The sequence below is a fragment of the Acidocella sp. genome (genome assembly GCF_013044125.1).
Lineage (GTDB): Bacteria > Pseudomonadota > Alphaproteobacteria > Acetobacterales > Acetobacteraceae > Acidocella.
The window spans coordinates 1-18,343 of sequence record NZ_JABEVC010000159.1 but is presented as its reverse complement, the minus strand read 5'-3'; the positions used below and the strand labels follow the sequence as shown (position 1 = coordinate 18,343).

The 18,343-nt window shown below is 64.6% G+C and carries 23 protein-coding genes; 16 read left to right on the top strand and 7 right to left on the bottom strand.

Annotated features, from left to right (window positions below; genetic code table 11):
• Positions 1-319, bottom strand: a 319-nt coding sequence (secG, locus tag HKL97_RS10100; RefSeq protein WP_291424951.1) for a preprotein translocase subunit SecG, incomplete at its 3' end; no start/stop codon positions are given.
• A 31-nt stretch (positions 320-350) separates the two neighbouring features.
• A complete protein-coding gene (tpiA, locus tag HKL97_RS10095) occupies positions 351-1,082 on the bottom strand; it encodes a triose-phosphate isomerase (RefSeq protein WP_291424949.1) in 732 nt (243 codons plus the stop codon).
• Between the two features lie 111 nt (positions 1,083-1,193).
• Between tpiA and HKL97_RS10090 the strand changes: the two genes are divergently transcribed.
• The 10 genes from HKL97_RS10090 to HKL97_RS10045 all read left to right on the top strand — a co-directional run bounded on the left by HKL97_RS10090 (position 1,194) and on the right by HKL97_RS10045 (position 9,654).
• Complete coding sequence (locus HKL97_RS10090) at positions 1,194-1,352, top strand: hypothetical protein (RefSeq protein ID WP_291424947.1); 159 nt, start codon at positions 1,194-1,196, stop codon at positions 1,350-1,352.
• Between the two features lie 235 nt (positions 1,353-1,587).
• A complete protein-coding gene (locus HKL97_RS10085; RefSeq protein ID WP_291424945.1) occupies positions 1,588-3,468 on the top strand; it encodes a peptidylprolyl isomerase in 1,881 nt (626 codons plus the stop codon).
• Positions 3,469-3,490: 22 nt separating this feature from the next.
• Positions 3,491-5,005, top strand: coding sequence for an anthranilate synthase component I (trpE, locus tag HKL97_RS10080; RefSeq protein WP_291424943.1), 1,515 nt, complete (start codon positions 3,491-3,493; stop codon positions 5,003-5,005).
• Entirely contained in the window at positions 5,002-5,598 is a 597-nt protein-coding gene (locus HKL97_RS10075) for an aminodeoxychorismate/anthranilate synthase component II (protein WP_291424941.1), read from the top strand. The genes trpE and HKL97_RS10075 overlap by 4 nt, the downstream gene beginning before the upstream one ends.
• Entirely contained in the window at positions 5,595-6,620 is a 1,026-nt protein-coding gene (gene trpD, locus HKL97_RS10070; protein ID WP_291424939.1) for an anthranilate phosphoribosyltransferase, read from the top strand. Before HKL97_RS10075 ends, trpD begins: the two co-directional genes overlap by 4 nt.
• Positions 6,621-6,625: 5 nt before the next feature.
• Positions 6,626-7,429, top strand: coding sequence for an indole-3-glycerol phosphate synthase TrpC (trpC, locus tag HKL97_RS10065; protein ID WP_408820994.1), 804 nt, complete (start codon positions 6,626-6,628; stop codon positions 7,427-7,429).
• On the top strand, positions 7,426-7,896 hold the full coding sequence (gene moaC, locus HKL97_RS10060; protein WP_291424935.1) for a cyclic pyranopterin monophosphate synthase MoaC: 471 nt from the start codon (positions 7,426-7,428) through the stop codon (positions 7,894-7,896). The genes trpC and moaC overlap by 4 nt, the downstream gene beginning before the upstream one ends.
• A gap of 100 nt (positions 7,897-7,996) precedes the next feature.
• Entirely contained in the window at positions 7,997-8,692 is a 696-nt protein-coding gene (gene lexA, locus HKL97_RS10055) for a transcriptional repressor LexA (RefSeq protein ID WP_291424933.1), read from the top strand.
• Positions 8,693-8,699: 7 nt separating this feature from the next.
• A complete protein-coding gene (locus tag HKL97_RS10050) occupies positions 8,700-9,020 on the top strand; it encodes a hypothetical protein (RefSeq protein WP_291424931.1) in 321 nt (106 codons plus the stop codon).
• A 226-nt stretch (positions 9,021-9,246) separates the two neighbouring features.
• Positions 9,247-9,654 (top strand): hypothetical protein, encoded by a 408-nt coding sequence (locus HKL97_RS10045; protein WP_291424930.1) that lies wholly within the window; start codon positions 9,247-9,249, stop codon positions 9,652-9,654.
• Positions 9,655-9,666: 12 nt separating this feature from the next.
• On the opposite strand, the gene HKL97_RS10040 is transcribed toward HKL97_RS10045, so the two are convergent.
• Positions 9,667-10,398, bottom strand: a complete 732-nt coding sequence (locus HKL97_RS10040) for a hypothetical protein (RefSeq protein WP_291424928.1) — start codon at positions 10,396-10,398, stop codon at positions 9,667-9,669.
• Positions 10,399-10,489: 91 nt separating this feature from the next.
• Positions 10,490-12,256, bottom strand: coding sequence for a DEAD/DEAH box helicase (locus tag HKL97_RS10035; protein WP_291424926.1), 1,767 nt, complete (start codon positions 12,254-12,256; stop codon positions 10,490-10,492).
• Between the two features lie 361 nt (positions 12,257-12,617).
• Here HKL97_RS10035 and HKL97_RS10030 point away from each other — a divergent pair, with 361 nt between their 5' ends.
• Positions 12,618-13,133 carry a cold-shock protein gene (locus tag HKL97_RS10030; protein WP_363238719.1) on the top strand — a complete coding sequence of 172 codons (516 nt, stop codon included), beginning with the start codon at positions 12,618-12,620 and terminating at the stop codon, positions 13,131-13,133.
• A gap of 98 nt (positions 13,134-13,231) precedes the next feature.
• Positions 13,232-13,414 carry a hypothetical protein gene (locus tag HKL97_RS10025; RefSeq protein WP_291424922.1) on the top strand — a complete coding sequence of 61 codons (183 nt, stop codon included), beginning with the start codon at positions 13,232-13,234 and terminating at the stop codon, positions 13,412-13,414.
• Position 13,415: 1 nt separating this feature from the next.
• On the opposite strand, the gene HKL97_RS10020 is transcribed toward HKL97_RS10025, so the two are convergent.
• From HKL97_RS10020 to pncA, 3 genes are read right to left on the bottom strand one after another with little or no spacing between them, the layout of a single operon-like run.
• Positions 13,416-14,237, bottom strand: coding sequence for a sulfotransferase (locus HKL97_RS10020; protein WP_291424920.1), 822 nt, complete (start codon positions 14,235-14,237; stop codon positions 13,416-13,418).
• The gene (locus tag HKL97_RS10015; RefSeq protein ID WP_291424918.1) at positions 14,234-15,145 is read right to left on the bottom strand and encodes a glycosyltransferase; all 912 of its coding nucleotides are present in this window, start codon (positions 15,143-15,145) and stop codon (positions 14,234-14,236) included. Before HKL97_RS10015 ends, HKL97_RS10020 begins: the two co-directional genes overlap by 4 nt.
• Positions 15,146-15,161: 16 nt before the next feature.
• The gene (pncA, locus tag HKL97_RS10010; RefSeq protein ID WP_291424917.1) at positions 15,162-15,779 is read right to left on the bottom strand and encodes a bifunctional nicotinamidase/pyrazinamidase; all 618 of its coding nucleotides are present in this window, start codon (positions 15,777-15,779) and stop codon (positions 15,162-15,164) included.
• Between the two features lie 159 nt (positions 15,780-15,938).
• Between pncA and rplK the strand changes: the two genes are divergently transcribed.
• From rplK to rplL, 4 genes are all read left to right on the top strand, one after another.
• On the top strand, positions 15,939-16,373 hold the full coding sequence (gene rplK, locus HKL97_RS10005) for a 50S ribosomal protein L11 (protein ID WP_284257388.1): 435 nt from the start codon (positions 15,939-15,941) through the stop codon (positions 16,371-16,373).
• A gap of 4 nt (positions 16,374-16,377) precedes the next feature.
• Positions 16,378-17,070, top strand: a complete 693-nt coding sequence (gene rplA, locus HKL97_RS10000) for a 50S ribosomal protein L1 (RefSeq protein WP_291424914.1) — start codon at positions 16,378-16,380, stop codon at positions 17,068-17,070.
• Between the two features lie 272 nt (positions 17,071-17,342).
• On the top strand, positions 17,343-17,867 hold the full coding sequence (gene rplJ, locus HKL97_RS09995; protein WP_291424953.1) for a 50S ribosomal protein L10: 525 nt from the start codon (positions 17,343-17,345) through the stop codon (positions 17,865-17,867).
• A gap of 93 nt (positions 17,868-17,960) precedes the next feature.
• Entirely contained in the window at positions 17,961-18,341 is a 381-nt protein-coding gene (gene rplL / locus HKL97_RS09990; RefSeq protein WP_291424912.1) for a 50S ribosomal protein L7/L12, read from the top strand.
• Positions 18,342-18,343 lie beyond the last annotated feature (2 nt).

The following is an 18,343-nucleotide window of genomic DNA, read 5'->3' as shown; positions in this document are numbered from 1 at the left end:
GCGCGGGGGCAACCGGAGCCGAGGCGGGGGCGGGCACGGCCGGGGCGTTTTGCGCCGGCGCATTGAGGATTGCCGCGGTGTTTTCAGCCGTGCCGCCCTTGTAGAGCATGGCCAGCGAGAGCGAGAGCACAAAGAAGGCCGTGCCCAGAACCGCGGTGGTGCGGGTGAGCAAATTGGCGGTGCCGCGCCCGGACATGAAGCTGCCCATGCCCTGGCCGCCGCCGAGGCCAAGCCCGCCGCCTTCGGAACGCTGGATCAGCACCACGCCGATGAGCGCGATGGTGACGAAGACGTGCAGCACGAGGAGAACTTTAATCATGGCAACCTTTAAGGAAACTGTTGCGGGGCTTCTAGCCGCAGGGCGCGCCCGCAGCAATGGCCAGCAGATCTTCGGCCCGCAGGCTGGCGCCGCCGACCAGCGCGCCGCCGACCTCGGGCAGGGCGAGCAGGCTGGCGGCGTTGCCGGGCTTGACCGAGCCGCCGTAGAGAATCTTCACCCCGGCGCCCGCCGCGCCGAGATGGCGCAGCAGCGCGGCGCGGATGGCCGCGTGCATGGCGGCGACATCGTCCTCGGTCGGGGTGCGCCCGGTGCCGATCGCCCAGATCGGCTCATAGGCTACGACGCCGCTGAAATTTTGCGGCAGGCTGTGGACCAGCTGGCTGCGCACCATGGCCTCGGCGTCTCCGGCGTCGCGCTGGGCCTCGGTCTCGCCGGTGCAGACGATCGGGATCAGCCCGGCGGCGGTGGCGGCTGCCACCTTGGCGGCGACGTCGGCATTGGTCTCGCCGTGGTTCTCGCGCCGTTCGGAATGGCCAAGGATGACGTATTGTGCACCGGCTTCATGCAGCATCGCGGCGGAGACATCGCCGGTATGCGCGCCTTGCGGGCAAGGTGCGCAATCCTGCGCGCCGAGCGCCACCGGGCTGCCTTTCAGTGCAGAACCGAAGCGGTCCAGCAGGGTGAAGGGCGGGCAGATCAGCAGGTCGACATGAGCCGGGGCCTGCCGGATGGCCGCGGCGTAGCCCGCCACATCGGCCAGCTTGCCGTGCATTTTCCAGTTTCCTGCAATAAGTTGCCGCATTTTTTTCTCCGGTTTCGCTGCGAAATTTGCCTATGCTGCTATGCAGCAAAAAACTTGATTCGGTATGCCGCAATGCAACATACTGAGGTGGTCGTTGAAGGAGTACAAATCATGTTGACGTTTCTGGTCATATTGGCGGTTTCGGTTGTGGCGCTTTTGGCCGCCCAGGCTCTGGATATAGAATACAACAAACCGCGCGTGCGCCAGGGCAAGGTTGAGAGCCCGGCTCCGGCCGGGATGTTCGCCGATACCCTCGCGGGGCTATACTAGAGTCTGATCGTTTGAGGTTGACGCGCGCCTGTGCGGCAACCGAAAGCGTGAATCAGCCTCTTGTCAGCAAGTTAGAGCGCGTTCGGGCTGGCGCTCTTGCGTCAGTGCGAACCTATCGCGCTCTAAATCTGGCTGCTGCCCGGCGGCGCCCCTGTGTGTGCGTTGAGTCCTCCCTGCAATTGCCCAGTCCTGGCCGTCTAGCTATAGAGGCGGAGGTTTGGGGTAAATAGGGCCGATGATCGTCTGGGTACGGAAATTGCTGGAAAACTGGGTGGCGCGGGGTTTTTTCGCGCTGCTGGTGATAGGTTTCGTGTTTTGGGGCATTTCCAATGTCACCACGCTGATCGGCAGCAATACCGCCGTGGCGCATGTGGGGGGGCAGGAAATTGATGTCTCCGTGGTGCAGGCGGCGTATCAGCGGGCGCTGAACCAGGCCAGCCAGAACGGGGGCGGCACGCCGGACCTTGCCACGCGGCGCCAGCTTGCGCTGGGCGCGCTCTCCGGCGTGTTGCGCCAGCAGCTGTTGCAGAATGAGCAGCGGCGCCTGGGCGTTGTGGTCCCCGACAGCGCGGTGCGCGCGATGATCGACGCGATCCCCAGCTTCCAGACCAACGGCGTGTTCAACGAACAGACATTCAATCAGGTTCTGGAGCAGAACAACACCACGCCGGACCGGTTTATCGGCGAGATCAAGGACGACATCGCCGGGCAGCAGCTGTTGGGCGCCGTGCTCGGCGGCGTGGCGCCGCCCGATGAGCTGCTGCGGCAGTTGTTCAGCTATATCGCCGAGCAGCGCTTTGCCGCGGTGGTGAATATACCCTTTGCCGCGCAGGCCCAGCCCAAGCCGCCCGGTGATGCGGTGTTGCGGCGTTTCTGGCAGAATAATCCCGCGCTGTTCACCGCGCCGGAGCTGCGCACCGCCAAAATCGTTATTCTCTCCCCAGCGCTGCTGGCGCCCAAGGAGACGGTGGCGCCGGCGGATGTGGATGCCGCCTATGCCCGCGCCGAGGCTGCCACGCCGCCGGCCGTGCCGCTGCGTAGCGTGCAGGTGATCTCGGTGGACAATCTCGCCGCCTCCTCGCGCCTGGAAGCCGCCTGGAAGCGCAATGCGAGTTGGGCGGAGATGCAGGCGATGGCAAAGAAATTCGGCGCGAACAGCATAGAGCTGAAACAGGCCAAGCAGGTGGAGATTCCCTCCCCGGCGCTGGGTGCGGCGGTGTTCGCGGCGCAGCCCGGCCAGGTGAATGGTCCGGTGGCCGGGACCAATGGCATGTATGTGTTCAAGGTGACGGATGTGAGCGCCAGCGGCACGGATGCGGCGGCGTTGCGCGCGCAGGTGTTGCAGAGCCTGCAGATGCAGAAGGCGCAGGCGGATGTGGCGCAGGATGTGGATAATTTGCAGGACGCGCTGGCCGGGCAGACGCCGCTGGACCAGCTGCCGGGGAACCTGGGGCTGACCGCGGTGGAAGGCACGATGGATGCCAACGGCAACGCGGCTGATGGCACGCCGGCGCCGATTCCGGGCGGCGCGGCGCTGAAGGCGGCGATTGTGAAGGCGGTGTTTGCGGCCCATGCGGGCGATCCGGCGCAGCTGACCAACGGGCCGGATGGCAGTTATTTCGCGTTGACGGTGAGCGCGGTGACGCCGCCCGCCTTGCAGCCCTATGCGCAGGTGCAGGCGAAGGTGTTGAGCGCCTGGACGCAGCAAGAGATAACCCGCGAGGCCGAGGTGCAGGCGGCGAGCCTGATGCAGGCGGTGAACCAGGGGCAGAGCATCCAGACGGCGGCCAAGGCGATTGGGGCGAGCGTGAGCATGACCGCGGGGTTCACCCGCGCGGTGCCGCCCGCCGGGCTGCCCGGCCAGATGGTGCCAGTGCTCTTTACCCTGAAGCCCGGGCAGGCAACGATGCAGCAGACGGACAGCGGCTTTAGCGTCGCGGCGCTGATAAAGACCGTGCAGCCGGACCCGGCGGCCGATCCCGCAGATTATGCGCGGCTGCAACAGGAGATGGTGAAGGAATTGCAAAACGACGCGGGCGAGAGTTTGCTGAACGGGTTGCAGGCGCGCGATAAGGTGACTGTTAACCAGAAACTGCTCGCGCAGATTTATCAGTGAGTTTACCAGTGATTGAAGGACTATGAACGCAATTTCGCCAGACCGTTTTGAAGAGTTTCGTGCCGCCTATGAGCAGGGGCGCGGCGCGCTGGTCTGGCGGCACGGCATTGCCGATTTGCTGACGCCGGTGGCCGCCTTCATGAAGGCGGCGCATGGGCAGCCGTATTCCTTCCTGCTGGAAAGTGTTGAGGGCGGCACGGCGCGCGGGCGTTATTCGGTGATCGGCATGGCGCCGGACCTGATCTGGCGTTGCGAGAAGGGCGTCGCCACCATCAACCGCGATGCGCGCGGCGAGGCGGGGGTGTTTCTGCCGGTGGGGGATCCGCCGTTGGAGAGCCTGCGCGACCTGATCGAGGAGACGAAGCTGCATGTGCCCGAAGGGCTGCCGCCGATGACGGGCGGGCTCTCAGGGTATTTGGGCTATGACATGGTGCGGCTGATGGAGAGGCTGCCGGAGACCAAGCCGGATGTGCTGGGAATCCCCGACGGGGTGTTGGTGCGCCCGGGTGTGTTCATCATTTTTGATGGTGTGACCGATGAGATGACGCTGGCGGCGCCGGTGTATCCGCGGGCCGGGATTTCGGCCGCCTCGGCCTATGCGGCGGCGGAGCTGCGGCTGAACAATGTGGCCAAGGCGCTGGACCGGCCGGTGCCCAAGCTGGTGGGCAGCCTTGAGGGGCCGCTGGAGCAGTGCAGCAACATGGAGAAGGACGAGTTCCTGACCATGGTGGAGACGGCGAAGAATTACATCCGCGCGGGCGATGTGTTCCAGGTGGTGCCGAGCCAGCGCTTTGAGGCCAAGTTCTCGCTGCCGCCGTTCGCGCTGTACCGCAGCCTGCGGCGGGTGAATCCGGCGCCGTTCCTGTTTTATCTGGATTTTGGTGATTTTGTCGCCGTGGGGTCCAGCCCGGAGATTCTGGTGCGGCTGCGCGATGGCGTGGTGACCATCCGCCCGCTGGCCGGCACGCGCCGGCGGGGGATAACCAAGGCGGATGATCTGGCGCTGGAGGCCGAGCTGCTGGCCGACCCGAAGGAGCGCGCGGAGCATCTGATGTTGCTCGATCTGGGGCGCAACGATGTGGGCCGGGTCTCGGAGATCGGCTCGGTAAAGGTGGTGGAGAGCTTCGCGGTTGAGCGGTTCTCGCATGTGATGCACCTCTCCTCGACGGTTGAGGGCCGGGTGCGCCCGGAATGTGACCAGCTTGATGTGTTGATCGCGGGGTTTCCGGCGGGCACGCTCTCCGGCGCGCCAAAGGTGCGGGCGATGGAGATCATCGAGGAGCTGGAGCCCTCGCGGCGCGGGCTGTATGCCGGGTGTATCGGCTATTTCGCAGCCAACGGCACGATGGACACCTGCATCGGCCTGCGCACGGCGGTGGTGAAGGATGGCGTGATGTATGTGCAGGCGGGGGTGGGCGTGGTCGCGGATTCCGACCCCGAGGCGGAATATGCCGAGAGCGTGCAAAAGGCCCGCGCCTTGTTCCGCGCGGCGGAGGATGCGGCGCGTTATGTGAGCGCCCCGGAGCAACAGCCATGATTCTGCTGATTGATAATTACGACAGTTTTACCTTCAACCTCGTGCATTTCCTGGGTGATCTGGGGGCGGCGTGTGTGGTTAAACGCAACGACGCGCTGAGCGTGGAAGATGCGATGGCGCTGAAGCCGGAGGCGATTGTGCTTTCCCCCGGCCCGTGCACGCCCAATGAGGCGGGGATCTGCGTGGAGCTGGTGCGCGCGGCGGCGGGAAAGATTCCGCTGCTGGGCGTATGCCTGGGGCATCAGGCGATCGGCCAGGCGTTTGGCGGCAAGGTGGTGCGCGCGCCCGAGCCGGTGCATGGCAAGACCTGCCCGGTGTATCATGAGAACACCGATCTGTTCGCCGGGCTGCCCAACCCGTTCACCGCGACGCGCTATCATTCATTGATCGTGAAACGTTCGGATTTGCCGGTGGAGCTGGTGGTGACGGCGTTTACGCAGGATGGGATCATCATGGGACTGCGCCATTCCACCTTGCCGGTGTATGGCGTGCAGTTCCACCCCGAGAGCATCGCGACCAGCCATGGCCACGATATTTTGAAGAATTTCCTGGATTCGGCGCGCCGGTTCAACGAGCCCAAGCAGGCGGCATGAAGGACTCCCTGAAGCCGGTGCTCGCGCGGCTGGGCCGCGGCGAGGTGTTGAACGCGGCCGATTCGCAAGCCGCGTTCGGCGTGGTGATGGACGGGCTGGCGACGCCCGCGCAGATCGGCGGGTTGCTGATGGCGATGCGGGCGCGCGGCGAGAGTGTGGCGGAGCTGACCGGGGCGGTGACGGCGATGCGCGCGCGCATGACGCGGGTGGCGGCGCCGGAGGGCGCGATGGATGTGTGCGGCACCGGCGGCGATGGCGTGGCGAGTTTGAACATTTCCACCGCCGTGACGTTTGTGCTGGCAGCCTGCGGCGTGAAGGTGGCCAAGCATGGCAACCGCGCGCTCTCCTCGCGCGCCGGGGGGGCGGATGTGCTGCTGGCGCTGGGGGTGGACATTGAGCCGCCGATGGAGCGGCTGGCGGAGATTCTGGCGGAGGTTGGCTGCGTGTTTTTGTTCGCGCCGCGCCACCATCCGGCGCTGCGCCATGCCGCGCCCGTGCGGGTGGAGCTTGGCACGCGCACCATTTTCAATCTGACCGGGCCGATGGCCAACCCGGCGGGGGTGAAGCGGCAGTTGATCGGGGTGTTCGACCCGGTGTGGCTGCGCCCGGTGGCCGAGACGCTGCGCGACCTGGGCACCGAGTCGGCCTGGGTGGTGCATAGCCGCGGGCTGGATGAGCTGACGCTGGCGGGTGAGAACCAGGTGGTGGCGCTGAAGGATGGCGTGATCAGCGAATTTTGCGTGAGGGCGTCGGATGCCGGGCTGGCGCCGGTGCCGCTGGAGGCGATAAAGGGCGGTGACGCGGCGGAGAACGCGGCGGCGTTGCTGGCAATGCTGCATGGCGCGCAGAGCGGGTATCGCGATACCATATTGTTCAACACGGCGGCGGCGCTGATTGTGGCCGGTGTGGCGGAGAATTTGAAGGATGGCGTGGCCAGGGCCGTGGCGGCGATTGATTCCGGCGCCGCGCTGCGCGTGCTGGAAAAACTGAAGGCAGCCTCGGAGAGGCAGGATTGCAAATGAGTGCGATGGTGATTGAAGACGATATTCTGGCGAAGATATGCGCCGACAAGCGCGGCGAGATTGCGCGGCGGCAGGCGGTGACGAGCATCGAGGAGCTGAAGCGCCAGATCAAGGATGTGGAAAAGCCGCGCGGGTTTGGCCGGGCGCTGATGGACGCCGCCGCCGCCGGGCGGCCGGGGCTGATCGCCGAGATCAAGAAGGCGTCGCCCTCGGGCGGGTTGATCCGCGAGGATTTTGATCCGGCCGGGCTGGCGCGCGCCTATGCGGAGGGCGGGGCCGTGTGCCTTTCGGTGCTGACCGACCAGCCGTATTTTGACGGCAGCCCCGAACATTTGAAGGCGGCGCGCGCGGCGGTGAAACTGCCGGTGCTGCGCAAGGATTTCATCCTGGACCCCTGGCAGATTTACGAGAGCCGGGCGATGGGGGCTGATTGCATTCTGCTGATCATGGCGGCGCTGAGCGATGAGGAGGCGCGCAACCTGGAAGAGTTGGCCCGCGCGCTGGATATGGATGTGCTGGTTGAGGTGCATGACGAGGCCGAGCTGCAGCGCGCGCTCGGGCTGCAATCGTTGCTGGTGGGCATTAACAACCGCGACCTGAAGACTATGGTCACCACGCTGGAGACGACCGAGAAGCTCTCCTGCACATGCCCGCCGGACCGGTTCGTGATCTCTGAATCGGGGATTAAGACGCACGAGGATGTGGAACGGTTGCGCAAGGTGTGCGTGAGCGGTTTTCTGGTCGGCGAATCGTTGATGCGCCAGGCGGATGTGACCGCGGCCGTGCATGAGCTGCTGGGCACAGGTTGAGCCGGCTCACCCATACCGACGAGGCGGGCGCGGCGCGGATGGTTGATATCTCTGCCAAGGATGAGACCGTGCGCGAGGCGGTGGCGCGCGGGCGGGTGCTGATGCAGGCGCAAACGCTGGCGCTGATCCGCGAGAACAGGGCGGCCAAGGGCGATGTGCTGGCAGTGGCGCGGCTGGCGGGGATTATGGCCGCCAAGCGGACAGGCGAGCTGATTCCGCTTTGCCATCCGTTGCTGTTGTCCTCCGTGGCGGTGGAGCTGGAGCTGACGGCGGAGGCGGTGGAAATTACCGCCGCCGTGCGCACGCAGGGGCAGACTGGCGTGGAGATGGAGGCGCTGACGGCGGTGAGCGTGGCGGCGCTGACGATCTATGACATGGTGAAGGCGGTGGACCGGGGCATGTGCATTGAGGCGGTGCGCGTGGTCCGCAAAACGGGCGGCAAATCGGGCGATTTTACGCAGGACTGAGGCCGCGCGCATAGCGCTTGACGGGCCGGAGAGAACCAAACTAGAACATCTGGGCAGTTTGCGCTTTGTTCATGCCCTGAGCGCGCCACCGGAGGCTTGGATGCTGACCACCAAACAACATGAACTGCTGGTTTTTATCGACCGGCATCTGCGCGAGACCGGGTGCAGCCCGAGTTTTGAGGAGATGAAGGACGCGCTGGATCTGCGCTCCAAATCGGGGATTCACCGGTTGATCACGGCGCTGGAGGAACGCGGGTTTTTGAAGCGGCACAAGCACCGGGCGCGCGCGCTGGAGGTGGTGCGGCTCTCGGAGGACATGGCGCCGCAGATGGCGCCGGGGCGATTTGCGCCGAATGTGATCAGGGGGGATTTTTCGCCACGGCTGCCCGGCGCGCGGGCGGCGAGTGTGGCCGGGGCGGTCTCGCTGCCGCTTTATGGGAAAATCGCTGCCGGGTTGCCGATCGAGGCACTGCGCGACGAGGCGGAAGAGATTGAGGTGCCGGTGGCGCTGATCGGCACGGGGGAGCATTTTGCTTTGCTGGTGGAAGGCGACTCGATGATCGAGGCTGGGATTCTGGATGGCGATACGGTGATTATCCGCAAGGGCGATACGGCGGAGAACGGGCAGATCATCGTGGCGCTGGTGGATGAGAACGAGGTGACGCTGAAGCGGCTGCGCCGGCGGGGGAATTCCATTGCTCTGGAGCCTGCGAACGCGCGATATGAGACGAAGATTCTGCCGGCCGAGCGGGTGAAGGTGCAAGGCCGGCTGGTGGCGCTGCTGCGGCGGTATTGAGGGATTTATGACACAGGACGAATTGAGCGCCTGGGCGCTGCGCAACGGCTGGCAGGTTTTGGCGGGGAGCTTGAGCCTGGTGAAGCCATCAGCGCCGAAGGAGGCGATTGTGCGGATGATTTTCAAGGCCACTGTGGTGAGCCTGGAGGTGAAGAAACCGGCGGGGAAATGGGAGAAGATCGCCTCCGCGCCGTATGCGCAGATTGTGTATGACGAGGAGGGCGAACGCCCGGCCGGGCTGGGGTTTGAGAAGATTCCGAGTTTTGCGATGTTGATGCGTGAAAATAAAGACCGGCTGGCGTTCTCGAAGTTTGGGCAGGCGGGTTAGCCTGATCGCTTTAAGCGCGATCAGGCTCTGGCCATTTTTCTGAGGGCGATTCACGCTTTTGGCTGGCTCGGCTGAGCGAACCTCAAACGATCGCGCTAATTACGGAAGTTTCACGCAGGTTTCGCGCGGCGCCATATTCTAGGCCTTTTCGAGCCGTAAACGGGACAGACAGAGCGCATAACGCTTATGTGAGAATCACGGTTTCTGCTTGTTGAAGGGGTTTGAAATGGAACGAAAAAGAGCGGGTTTGATCGGCGCGCTGGCCGGCCTCGCCACCATGGGGAGCGCAAATGCCCAGGCTGCCAGCCAGATGCCGCCCGAGCCGATGCAAATCTCCTCGTATTCGGATCTGCTCCGGCCTGTTCCAAATGCGGTTGAGCTGTTGAAGGCCCATGATGCGCTGTTGCAGGAACGTGCCCGCAACGCGAAGGTGCTGCCGGTGCAGTATTACGAGGCAGATGACCACCACCATCATCATCACCATCACCATCACCACCACCAGGACTATTATCCACCGCCGCAATATTATCCGCCGCCCCCCCCGCCGGAATATTATGCGCCACCGGAGCATCACCACCACCACCAGGGAGGTGTTACGATTGTGGTGCCGGGCTTGGGCTTGCAGGTTAATTAGCGGAAGAGCGATCTAATCCTCCGCTGCCCGGTCCCTGGCCCGGGCGGCGCCGAGGATGTGGCGGTATGTGCCGTCAAAAATCGTGTTGGTGGAGGATTTCCAGCGGGTCTCCTGGGCCAGGGTTTCGCGGCTGGCGTGGATGCGCCGGCTTTGCAGCTCGCGCTCGGCGGCTTCTTCCATGCCCATTGGCACCAATTCGAAGTCAGTCTCGGCGGGTACGATGCAGATTTGCATGAACGGTTCGCCGGGACGGAAGATATGCACTCCGCCTTCATGCGGGGCTTTGAAGACCATGAACGAAATCATTGGCCACCATTCCGTGCGCAGCAGGGCTGGCACGGCGATTGGCACGTCATTGGTCTCGCTGGTGTAAAACCGGGGATGCGGCTCGGTCCGGACGGCCAGGCCGGGCGGCACCTTCAGGTCCAGCAGGAGCTGGTAGGTGTAATAATTTTCGCCAAAGGCGCGGAAGGGCGGCCATTGCACGCCGGTTTGCGGGTTTGGGCCGAAATCACCGTCAAAGATGAATTTGCCGCCCTGCCGGGAGACGCGCAGCTCATTGTCATAGGGGTAGAAAATTTCGATGCCTGACTGCGCGCCTTCAATGAAGGGCAGGCAGTGCCAGGCCTGCTCATGCGAGCCGTCGCGCCGGGGCTCTTTTGTCCCGGCCCAGCCCGGCACTTCGATTTTTGTGCGGCGGGGGGCGAGGCGCGGTGTGAACAGCCGGTATTTGATGGTTGTCATGGTAATTCCCATTTTTGCAGCCATTGGATATGGGAGCGAAGCGGGGATGGATTTAGGGGGCAGAGCATGATTGCTCAGCGCCCCGGCGGCATCAATATGTTTTTTTCAGCACCTTGTTTTTGCGGCGGCGTTCCTGCTCGTTCGGCTTGGCGCCTTCCGGGCGCGCGGCGCGGGTGAATTTTGCTTTCTCCGGGCGCGGTCCGGGGTCACGCGCCGGGCCAGCGCCGGGGGCGGTGCTGGGTTCGACCAGTAGATCGGTCACGCCGGGGGCGGTGATGGCGGCGGCGAAGGCATCGGCCACGGGGGCCGAGATTTCGAACTTGGTTTCACGGTCAAAAATGCGGATGGCGCCGATTTCCGCCTTGGTGATGCCGCCGAGGCGGCAGATCAGCGGGATCAGCCATTTGGGGTCGGCATTGTGCTTGCGGCCGATGGGCGAGCGGAACCAGGCCATGGGGGCGTTGTCCGTGCGGCGCTCGTAGGGCGCGTTTTCACGCGCGGGGCGCGGGCCGCGCTCGGGCCGGGCGGCGAAGGGTTCGCGCGGGGCATGGGCCTGGATGGTGACGTTCGCGGGTTCGGGCAGATGCGAGCGGTAGAGGCGGATGAGGGCGGCGGCGATGGTCGCGGCGTCCTGGCGTTCCAGCAGTTTGGCGCCCAAAGCGAGTTCGTCCTCGGAAGGGGCGGCGGTGAGGATTTCGTCCTCCAGCAGGCGCTCCTGGTCACGGGCCTTGATCTGGGCTGCGGCCGGCGGGTCTTGCCAGGTGGCCTCGATGTTGGCGGAGCCGAGCAGGAGCTCGGCGCGGCGGCGTTTGGAGGGCGAGACCAGGACCAGGCACATGCCCTTGCGCCCGGCGCGGCCGGTGCGCCCGGAGCGGTGCAGCAAGGTGGCCTTGTTGGTCGGCAGGTCGGCATGGATCACAAGATCGAGGTCTGGCAGGTCCAGCCCGCGGGCGGCGACGTCGGTCGCGATGCAGACCTGGGCGCGGCCTTCACGCAGGGCGTTGAGCGCGGTGTTGCGTTCGTTCTGGGAGAGTTCGCCCGAGAGGGCGACGGCGTTGAAGCCGCGCGCGAGCAGGCTGGCGTGCAGGTGGCGCACGGTGTCCCGCGTGGAGCAGAACACCAGGGCGCGGGAATCGTAGAAGCGCAGCAGGTTGACGAGACCTTGCTCGATCTCGTGGCCGCCGACGCGGATGGCGCGGTATTCAATGTCAGCATGCGGCTGGTTGCGGGCGACGGTATCGATCCGCAGGGCGTTTTGCTGGTATTTGCGGGCGAGGTTGGCGATTTCACGCGCGATGGTGGCGGAGAACAGAAGGGTGCGGCGGGATTCGGGGGCGGCGGAGAGGATGAATTCCAGCTCATCCTTGAAGCCGAGGTCGAGCATCTCGTCGGCTTCGTCCAGCACCACGGCCTCGCATTCGTCGAGCTTGAGGGCGCCGCGGTTGATATGGTCCTGCAACCGGCCGGGGGTGCCGACCACGATGTGGCAGCCAGCGGCGAGCAGGCGCTGTTCGCGCCGCGCATCCATGCCGCCGACGCAGGAGACGACGCGCCCGCCGGCCGGCTCGTAGAGCCAGGTGAGTTCGGCATGGACCTGCAAGGCCAGCTCGCGCGTGGGGGCGATGACCAGGACCAGAGGCAGGATGGTGGCGGGCAGGCGCTCGGAATCGCCCAAAATGGTGGAAGCCAGCGCCAGGCCGAAGGCCACGGTTTTGCCGGAGCCGGTCTGGGCGGAGACCAGCAGATCGCGGTCCTCGGCCTCGGGGGCCAGCACGGCGAGCTGGACTTCGGTGGGTTCGTTATAGCCGCGCGCGGCCAGGGCGCGCGCGAGCGCCGGATTTTTTATGGGGAAGGGCATGGCGGCTCCTAACCCGGCGCGTGGCCCAGGGCTAGGTGGGAGCGGCGTTTTAGATGTAAGTTTTAGGAAATAAGCTGCATTTTAGGTTGCGCGCGGTGGCGGGAAGGGGATTTCGGGATTGATGGCGGGGCGGACGTGCCCTATGCTGCCCCGGCCTGGCTGCGCCGGGTGGATTTTGAGTTTATATCTGAACGATCATAAGAGGACTGTTTAAATAGTGCGACCCCCGAAAAATGACCGCCAGCGGCAACCGCGTCGCCGCGGTTTTGACGACGACAATTTCTTTGGCAATACGCCGCCCCCCCCGCCGTCTTTTTCAGGGTTTGGGTCTGCGTCCTCCGCGCCGGAGGCCAAGGCCACCGTGAAGTGGTACAACTCTGAGAAGGGTTTTGGCTTCGTGGAAATGGCCGATGGCTCGGGCGATGTGTTCCTGCACGCCAACTCCCTGCAGAATGCAGGCTTCCAGGCGGTGACCCCGGGGTCCATCCTGCAGGTGCGTGTTGGCCAAGGCCAGAAAGGCCGGCAGGTTGACCAGGTGATTTCCGTTACCGAGGGCACCGGCGAAGCGCCGGCCGGCCGTGGCGGTTTCGGCGGTGGTGATCGTGGCGGGTTTGACCGTCCGCGGCCTTCCGGCCCGCGCGCGCCGCGCCAGCAGGCATCCGGCCCGGCGGTCGAGATGACCGGCATCGTCAAGTGGTATAACGCCACCAAGGGCTTCGGCTTTATCAGCCCGCAGAGCGGCGGCAAGGATGTGTTCGTGCACGCCACCGCGCTGGAGCAGGCTGGTTTGCCGCCGTTGCAGGAAGGCCAGTCTGTGCGCATGAACGTCGTGCAGGGCGCCAAGGGACCGGAAGTCAGCTCGATCAGCGTCGACTGAGCTTTTTTTCCTGGACGTGATTTTTGAGGCGGGCTCACGGCATGTGGGCCCGCTTTTATTTTGGCATTTTTGTTTTGCGGATGTGAAGGGCGGCCAGAATGGCGTTTAAAGTGAATTACGGGCTGGAGCGGGCGGAGCGCAACCGCGCCAAGCAGGCCAAGAAAGAGGCCAAGGCGAAGGCGAAGAAACTGCCGGGCGAGAGCGGGGAGGCGGATGATGAGGCGCCTGTTGATGAGGCGCCTAATGGCGAGACGCCTGCCGGAGAGGCGGAACAGGTGTGAATCAGCCGGACAAATGGTGCAGGCTGGCGGCGAAGCCGGGGTAGAACGGCTCGATGTCGGCCTCGATTGGCAGCAGGGCTTGCGCCAGGGCTGCGAAATCCACGCCGGGGTAGCGGGTTTGAAGGTTGATTTCGCGGATCGGGTGGGTCACCGGCGCGGGTGACCCCGAGAGCGGCCGCAGCGTGGCGGCGGGGTCGCGCACCAGGGCTTCATAGGTCAGCACATGGCCGGGCGGCAGGGTGCGGTAGAGCTGGAACATCCATTGAATGAGTATGATCTGGCGGGGCAACGGCGCGGCGATTTGTTCGAGGCGTTCGCGCAAGCCCGGGGCATAGGCTTCGGCGACAGGCATGCGGCCCTGCCGGGCGGGGAAATCCACCGATTGCCAGGAGGCCAGCGCTGCCAGCGGGTGGCGGACGATGGCGTAGAACGTGAAGTTTTCCGCGAGTGGCTGGGCCAGGGCGGTGAAGAAGGCCGGGTGCTTGATGAAGAGGTTGAAATCCGCTGTCAGCGGTTTTTCGATTTTGACATCGGCGACCTTGGCGGCGCTGCGCCGGAGGTTTCCGTTGTGGCTCACTTCCTCGAATGTATTATCGACCATGAGGCCCGCGCGGCTCATGGAGGGGGCGAAACCTTCGCGCAGGATGCCCTCGCGCGTGGCGCGGGCAAAAGCGGCGATCTCGCTGACGGCCTGCTCGGCGTTGCCATGCAGGGGCACGTTCATCGGCTCGGTGAGAGCGACGCAGTTGGGCAGTGCGTTGAGGCAGGCGCAGATGAGCGTGGTGCCCGAGCGGGGCAGGCCGGTGAGGAGCGTGGTGGTCATAGGGGGCTCGCGTTGAGGAATTGGTGCAACAGGGTAAGGTAGGCGGCGCGCTCACGCGCGAGGGTGTGGTTTGCCGCCATTTTGGCGCCGGATTCGGCAAGAGCGGCGCGTTGGGCCGGGTTGCGGACGAGGGCGCGGGCGGCGGCGGAAAGTGATGCGGCGTTGTATTCGGGCATCAGGCAGGTCTCGCCGGGCAGGCAGAAGCCGCGGTTGCCGGTGCAGCCGGGCACTACCACGGCGCGGCCAAGCGCCATGGCCTCCAGCGGCGGGAGGAAGAAGCCTTCGGCGGGCAGCGGCAGCAGGATGCAGATGCTGGCGGCGGCCATGCGGGCCAGGAATTCTTCCCGCGGGCACATGGCTGTCAGCAGGTCGAGTTCTGCTTCGCCTTGCAACAGGGCGGCGATTTCATGGGCCATTTCGGGGTTTTTAACGCCGCCGATGAGGATGCGCGCGGGTGTGTTGAGCGGGCGCAGCGGCGGCGGGGTGATCTCGATGCCGTTGGGGATGGCGTGTACCGGGCCGTTGGCGAAGGGGGCGATGGCGTCCGCGGCCTGCTGGCTGACGCAGATGCGCAAGGCGGGGCGCGCGAGGTAGCCGAACAGCGGCGTGCCGGGCTCGGCGTGGCGCAGGCCCTGGATGAGGTTGATGACCGGCGCCGCGCCGGGGGCGATGCCGGCGGCGTCGAGCAGGGACCAGTCCATGCCGGCGAGGAAATAGGCCGGGAAGGGGCGCAGGGTGGTGATTTGCGGGGCGCCGCAATGGGCGAACGGGTTGCAGGGGCGTCCGGCGGAGCCAGGGGTCTGGTAGAGCACCGGCGTGGCAAGGCCGCTGGCGGCGGTGTGGCGCAGATAGTCGTGGTGTTTAAGGTGTCCGCCGGAGAAGCCGGTGAAGTCGCGGGTGAACAGCATCTCCATGGTTGAGGGATTACAGCGCGGCGCTGTGGGTGCGCGTGACCCCGGCGGCTTGCAGGCGGTTCCAGGCGGCGGCGAGGGAGAAATTCAGGTCGATGGCGCGGCAGGCGTCCTCGATGACCGTGGTTTCGAAGCCGAAGCGGCGCGCATCCTCGGCGGACCAGGCAACGCAATAGTCGGTGGCGAGGCCGCAGAGGTAGAGTTCGGTGATGCCGCGCGAGGTGAAATAGCCGTCCAGCCCGGTTTTGGTGGCGCGGTCAGCCTCCAGGAAGGCTGAGTAGCTGTCGACGTTAGGGTGCAGGCCCTTGCGCAGGATCAGCCCGGCGTGGGGGATGGCGAGATCCGGGTGCAGGGCGGCGCCTGGGGTTGTTTGCACGCAATGGGTCGGCCAGAGCACCTGTTCGCCGTAGGGGAGCGCGATTGTCTGGAACGGCTCTTTGCCCTGGTGGCTGGCGGCGAAGGAAATGTGGCTGGGGGGGTGCCAGTCCTGCGTGAGGACCACGGTGGCGAATTTGGCGGCAAGGTGGTTGATGAGGGGGATTATGGCGGCGCCGTCCGGCACGGCCAGGGCGCCGCCGGGGCAGAAATCGTTCTGGACGTCGATGACCAGCAGGGCGGCATTGTTTTGCATGGCAGGGATATAAGCAATTTGCCGCCGGAGATATAGACAGGGGGGCGGGTAATACTGTAAGGCTCCCCCCCTCAAGGAACGTGGGAGGTTGGGTGATGGTTCGCCCGGCCGGTTGTACCGCGGTCCATTGGCGCGTGCCAAAGGATTAAGGAGCCAGAAATGGCAAAGAAGATTGTCGGTTATATCAAGCTGCAGATTCCTGCAGGCAAGGCGAACCCCTCACCGCCGGTGGGTCCGGCGCTGGGCCAGCGTGGTTTGAACATCATGCAGTTCGTCAAGGAATTCAACGCCGCCACGCAAGGGCTTGAGCCCGGCATGCCGGTTCCGGTCGTGATCACCGCGTTTGGTGACCGTACCTTCAGCTTCGTGATGAAGACCCCGCCGAATACCTACTTCCTGAAGAAGGCTGCCGGCATCACCAAGGGCACGACCACGCCGGGCAAGGGCGCCGCGGTTGGCAAGGTGACGATGGCGCAGCTGCGCGAGATCGCGGAAAAGAAGATGATCCACATGAACGCCAACGATGTTGATGGCGCGGTGCGGATGTTGATTGGCTCGGCGCGCTCGATGGGCGTGACCGTGGTGGAGGGCTGAACCGATGGCACATGATAAACGCTTGACCGCCGCCCGCGCCAATGTGGACCGCAACAAGAATTATGCCCTGACTGAGGCTGTGGCCCTGGCGAAGGCGAATGCGAAGGCGAAGTTCGACGAGACGATCGAGATTTCGCTGAACCTGGGTATCGACCCGCGTCATGCCGACCAGATGGTGCGTGGCCTGATCTCGCTGCCCAACGGCACCGGCAAGGTGTTGCGCGTGGGCGTGTTCGCCCGTGGCGCCAAGGCTGAGGAGGCTCTGGCCGCCGGCGCCGATGTGGTGGGCGCCGATGATCTGGCCGAGAAGGTGCAGGCTGGCGACATTCAGTTCGACCGTTGCATCGCGACGCCGGACATGATGGCGCTGGTTGGCCGTTTGGGTAAGATTTTGGGCCCGCGCGGCCTGATGCCGAACCCCAAGCTCGGCACTGTGACCATGGACGTGAAGGGCGCCGTGACGGCCGCCAAGTCCGGCCAGGTTGAGTTCCGCGCCGAGAAGGCGGGCATCATCCATGCCGGTATCGGCAAGGCGAGTTTTGATGACGCCAGCCTGGTCGAGAACGCGAAGGCGCTGATCGACGCGGTGCAGAAGGCCAAGCCGACGGGCGCCAAGGGCACCTACCTGCAGAAGGTTGCGATGAGCTCGACGATGGGCCCGGGCATCCGTGTTGATGTGGCGAGCGTTACGGCCTGATTTCAGGCTGACAAGATACATGGCGGCTTAACGGCCGCCATGGGCAGGCGGGGGTAACCCCGCTGATACCTGTCCGAGACCGCTTGTACCGTGAGGTTTGATGGGAGCGATCCCGCAAGTGGTAGACGAGGTGCCAGAGGCTTTGCGTTAAGCAGGGGTTTTGGTGGTTCTGATGAATAGGACAGGCGATTGGTGCTTTGGGATGGTCCTGGAGCACCTTGGGTAACCTGGCGGCGCATCATGTGGTGCGTTGCCGCAAGTTGGAGACGGATGTGGATCGCATAGAGAAGCGTGAATTCGTCGCTGAGTTGTCTACGGTGTTTGCCGAGACCTCGATGGTTGTTGTGACGCGCAATGCGGGCATGACGGTTGCCGAAGTTACGGATCTGCGCCGGAAGATGCGGGCGGCGGGAGCGAGCTTCAAGGTTGCGAAGAATCGTCTGGCTTTGCTTGCTCTTGATGGAACCCGGTTTGATGGTTTGGCTCCCCTGTTGAAGGGGCCGACGGCGATTTCCTGGTCGAAAGACCCGGTTGCCGTGGCGAAAGCCGCTGTCGACTTCGCCAAGACCAATGACAAGTTTGTTCTGGTGGGTGGTGCGCTTGGCACCCAGTTGCTTGATGTAGCTGGTGTTAAGGCGCTTGCCGAACTGCCGTCGCTGGATTCGCTGCGTGCCAAGCTGCTGGGGCTGCTCAATGCTCCCGCAACCAAGGTCGCAGGCGTGCTCCAGGCGCCGGCCGGACAGCTTGCACGGGTTTTTGCGGCGTATGCCGATGCCAACAAGAGCGAGGCGGCCTGAAGGCACTTCGAGATCTTGTCGTAATTCGCGGGGCCGCGTGGTGCGGCCTTGCAATGAACCTATCAAAGCCTACTTACACGAAGGAATTTTTAAATGGCTGACCTGAACGCGCTCGTTGAAGAGCTGTCGAAACTGACCGTGCTGGAGGCCGCTGAGCTTTCCAAGCTGCTCGAAGAGAAGTGGGGCGTTTCCGCCGCTGCGCCGGTGGCTGTTGCCGCTGCGCCGGCCGGCGGTGGCGCGGCCGCCGCTCCCGTTGAAGAGCAGACCGAGTTCACGGTGATCCTCGCCAGCGCTGGCGACAAGAAGATCAACGTTATCAAGGAAATTCGCACCATTACGGGTCTTGGCCTGAAGGAAGCGAAGGACCTGGTTGAGGGCGCCCCGAAGACCGTCAAGGAAAACGCGACGAAGGACGAGGCTGCCGCGATCAAGAAGACACTGGAAGAGAATGGCGCGACTGTCGAAGTCAAGTAATT

Excerpts from the sequence above, each read along its gene's own strand:
- tpiA (WP_291424949.1), bottom strand. The coding sequence starts at position 1,082 with ATGCGGCAACTTATTGCAGGAAACTGGAAAATGCACGGCAAGCTGGCC.
- HKL97_RS10090 (WP_291424947.1), top strand. The coding sequence starts at position 1,194 with ATGTTGACGTTTCTGGTCATATTGGCGGTTTCGGTTGTGGCGCTTTTG.
- HKL97_RS10085 (WP_291424945.1), top strand. The coding sequence starts at position 1,588 with ATGATCGTCTGGGTACGGAAATTGCTGGAAAACTGGGTGGCGCGGGGT.
- trpE (WP_291424943.1), top strand. The coding sequence starts at position 3,491 with ATGAACGCAATTTCGCCAGACCGTTTTGAAGAGTTTCGTGCCGCCTAT.
- HKL97_RS10075 (WP_291424941.1), top strand. The coding sequence starts at position 5,002 with ATGATTCTGCTGATTGATAATTACGACAGTTTTACCTTCAACCTCGTG.
- trpD (WP_291424939.1), top strand. The coding sequence starts at position 5,595 with ATGAAGGACTCCCTGAAGCCGGTGCTCGCGCGGCTGGGCCGCGGCGAG.
- trpC (WP_408820994.1), top strand. The coding sequence starts at position 6,626 with ATGGTGATTGAAGACGATATTCTGGCGAAGATATGCGCCGACAAGCGC.
- lexA (WP_291424933.1), top strand. The coding sequence starts at position 7,997 with ATGCTGACCACCAAACAACATGAACTGCTGGTTTTTATCGACCGGCAT.
- HKL97_RS10050 (WP_291424931.1), top strand. The coding sequence starts at position 8,700 with ATGACACAGGACGAATTGAGCGCCTGGGCGCTGCGCAACGGCTGGCAG.
- HKL97_RS10045 (WP_291424930.1), top strand. The coding sequence starts at position 9,247 with ATGGAACGAAAAAGAGCGGGTTTGATCGGCGCGCTGGCCGGCCTCGCC.
- HKL97_RS10040 (WP_291424928.1), bottom strand. The coding sequence starts at position 10,398 with ATGACAACCATCAAATACCGGCTGTTCACACCGCGCCTCGCCCCCCGC.
- HKL97_RS10035 (WP_291424926.1), bottom strand. The coding sequence starts at position 12,256 with ATGCCCTTCCCCATAAAAAATCCGGCGCTCGCGCGCGCCCTGGCCGCG.
- HKL97_RS10025 (WP_291424922.1), top strand. The coding sequence starts at position 13,232 with ATGGCGTTTAAAGTGAATTACGGGCTGGAGCGGGCGGAGCGCAACCGC.
- HKL97_RS10020 (WP_291424920.1), bottom strand. The coding sequence starts at position 14,237 with ATGACCACCACGCTCCTCACCGGCCTGCCCCGCTCGGGCACCACGCTC.
- HKL97_RS10015 (WP_291424918.1), bottom strand. The coding sequence starts at position 15,145 with ATGCTGTTCACCCGCGACTTCACCGGCTTCTCCGGCGGACACCTTAAA.
- pncA (WP_291424917.1), bottom strand. The coding sequence starts at position 15,779 with ATGCAAAACAATGCCGCCCTGCTGGTCATCGACGTCCAGAACGATTTC.
- rplK (WP_284257388.1), top strand. The coding sequence starts at position 15,939 with ATGGCAAAGAAGATTGTCGGTTATATCAAGCTGCAGATTCCTGCAGGC.
- rplA (WP_291424914.1), top strand. The coding sequence starts at position 16,378 with ATGGCACATGATAAACGCTTGACCGCCGCCCGCGCCAATGTGGACCGC.
- rplL (WP_291424912.1), top strand. The coding sequence starts at position 17,961 with ATGGCTGACCTGAACGCGCTCGTTGAAGAGCTGTCGAAACTGACCGTG.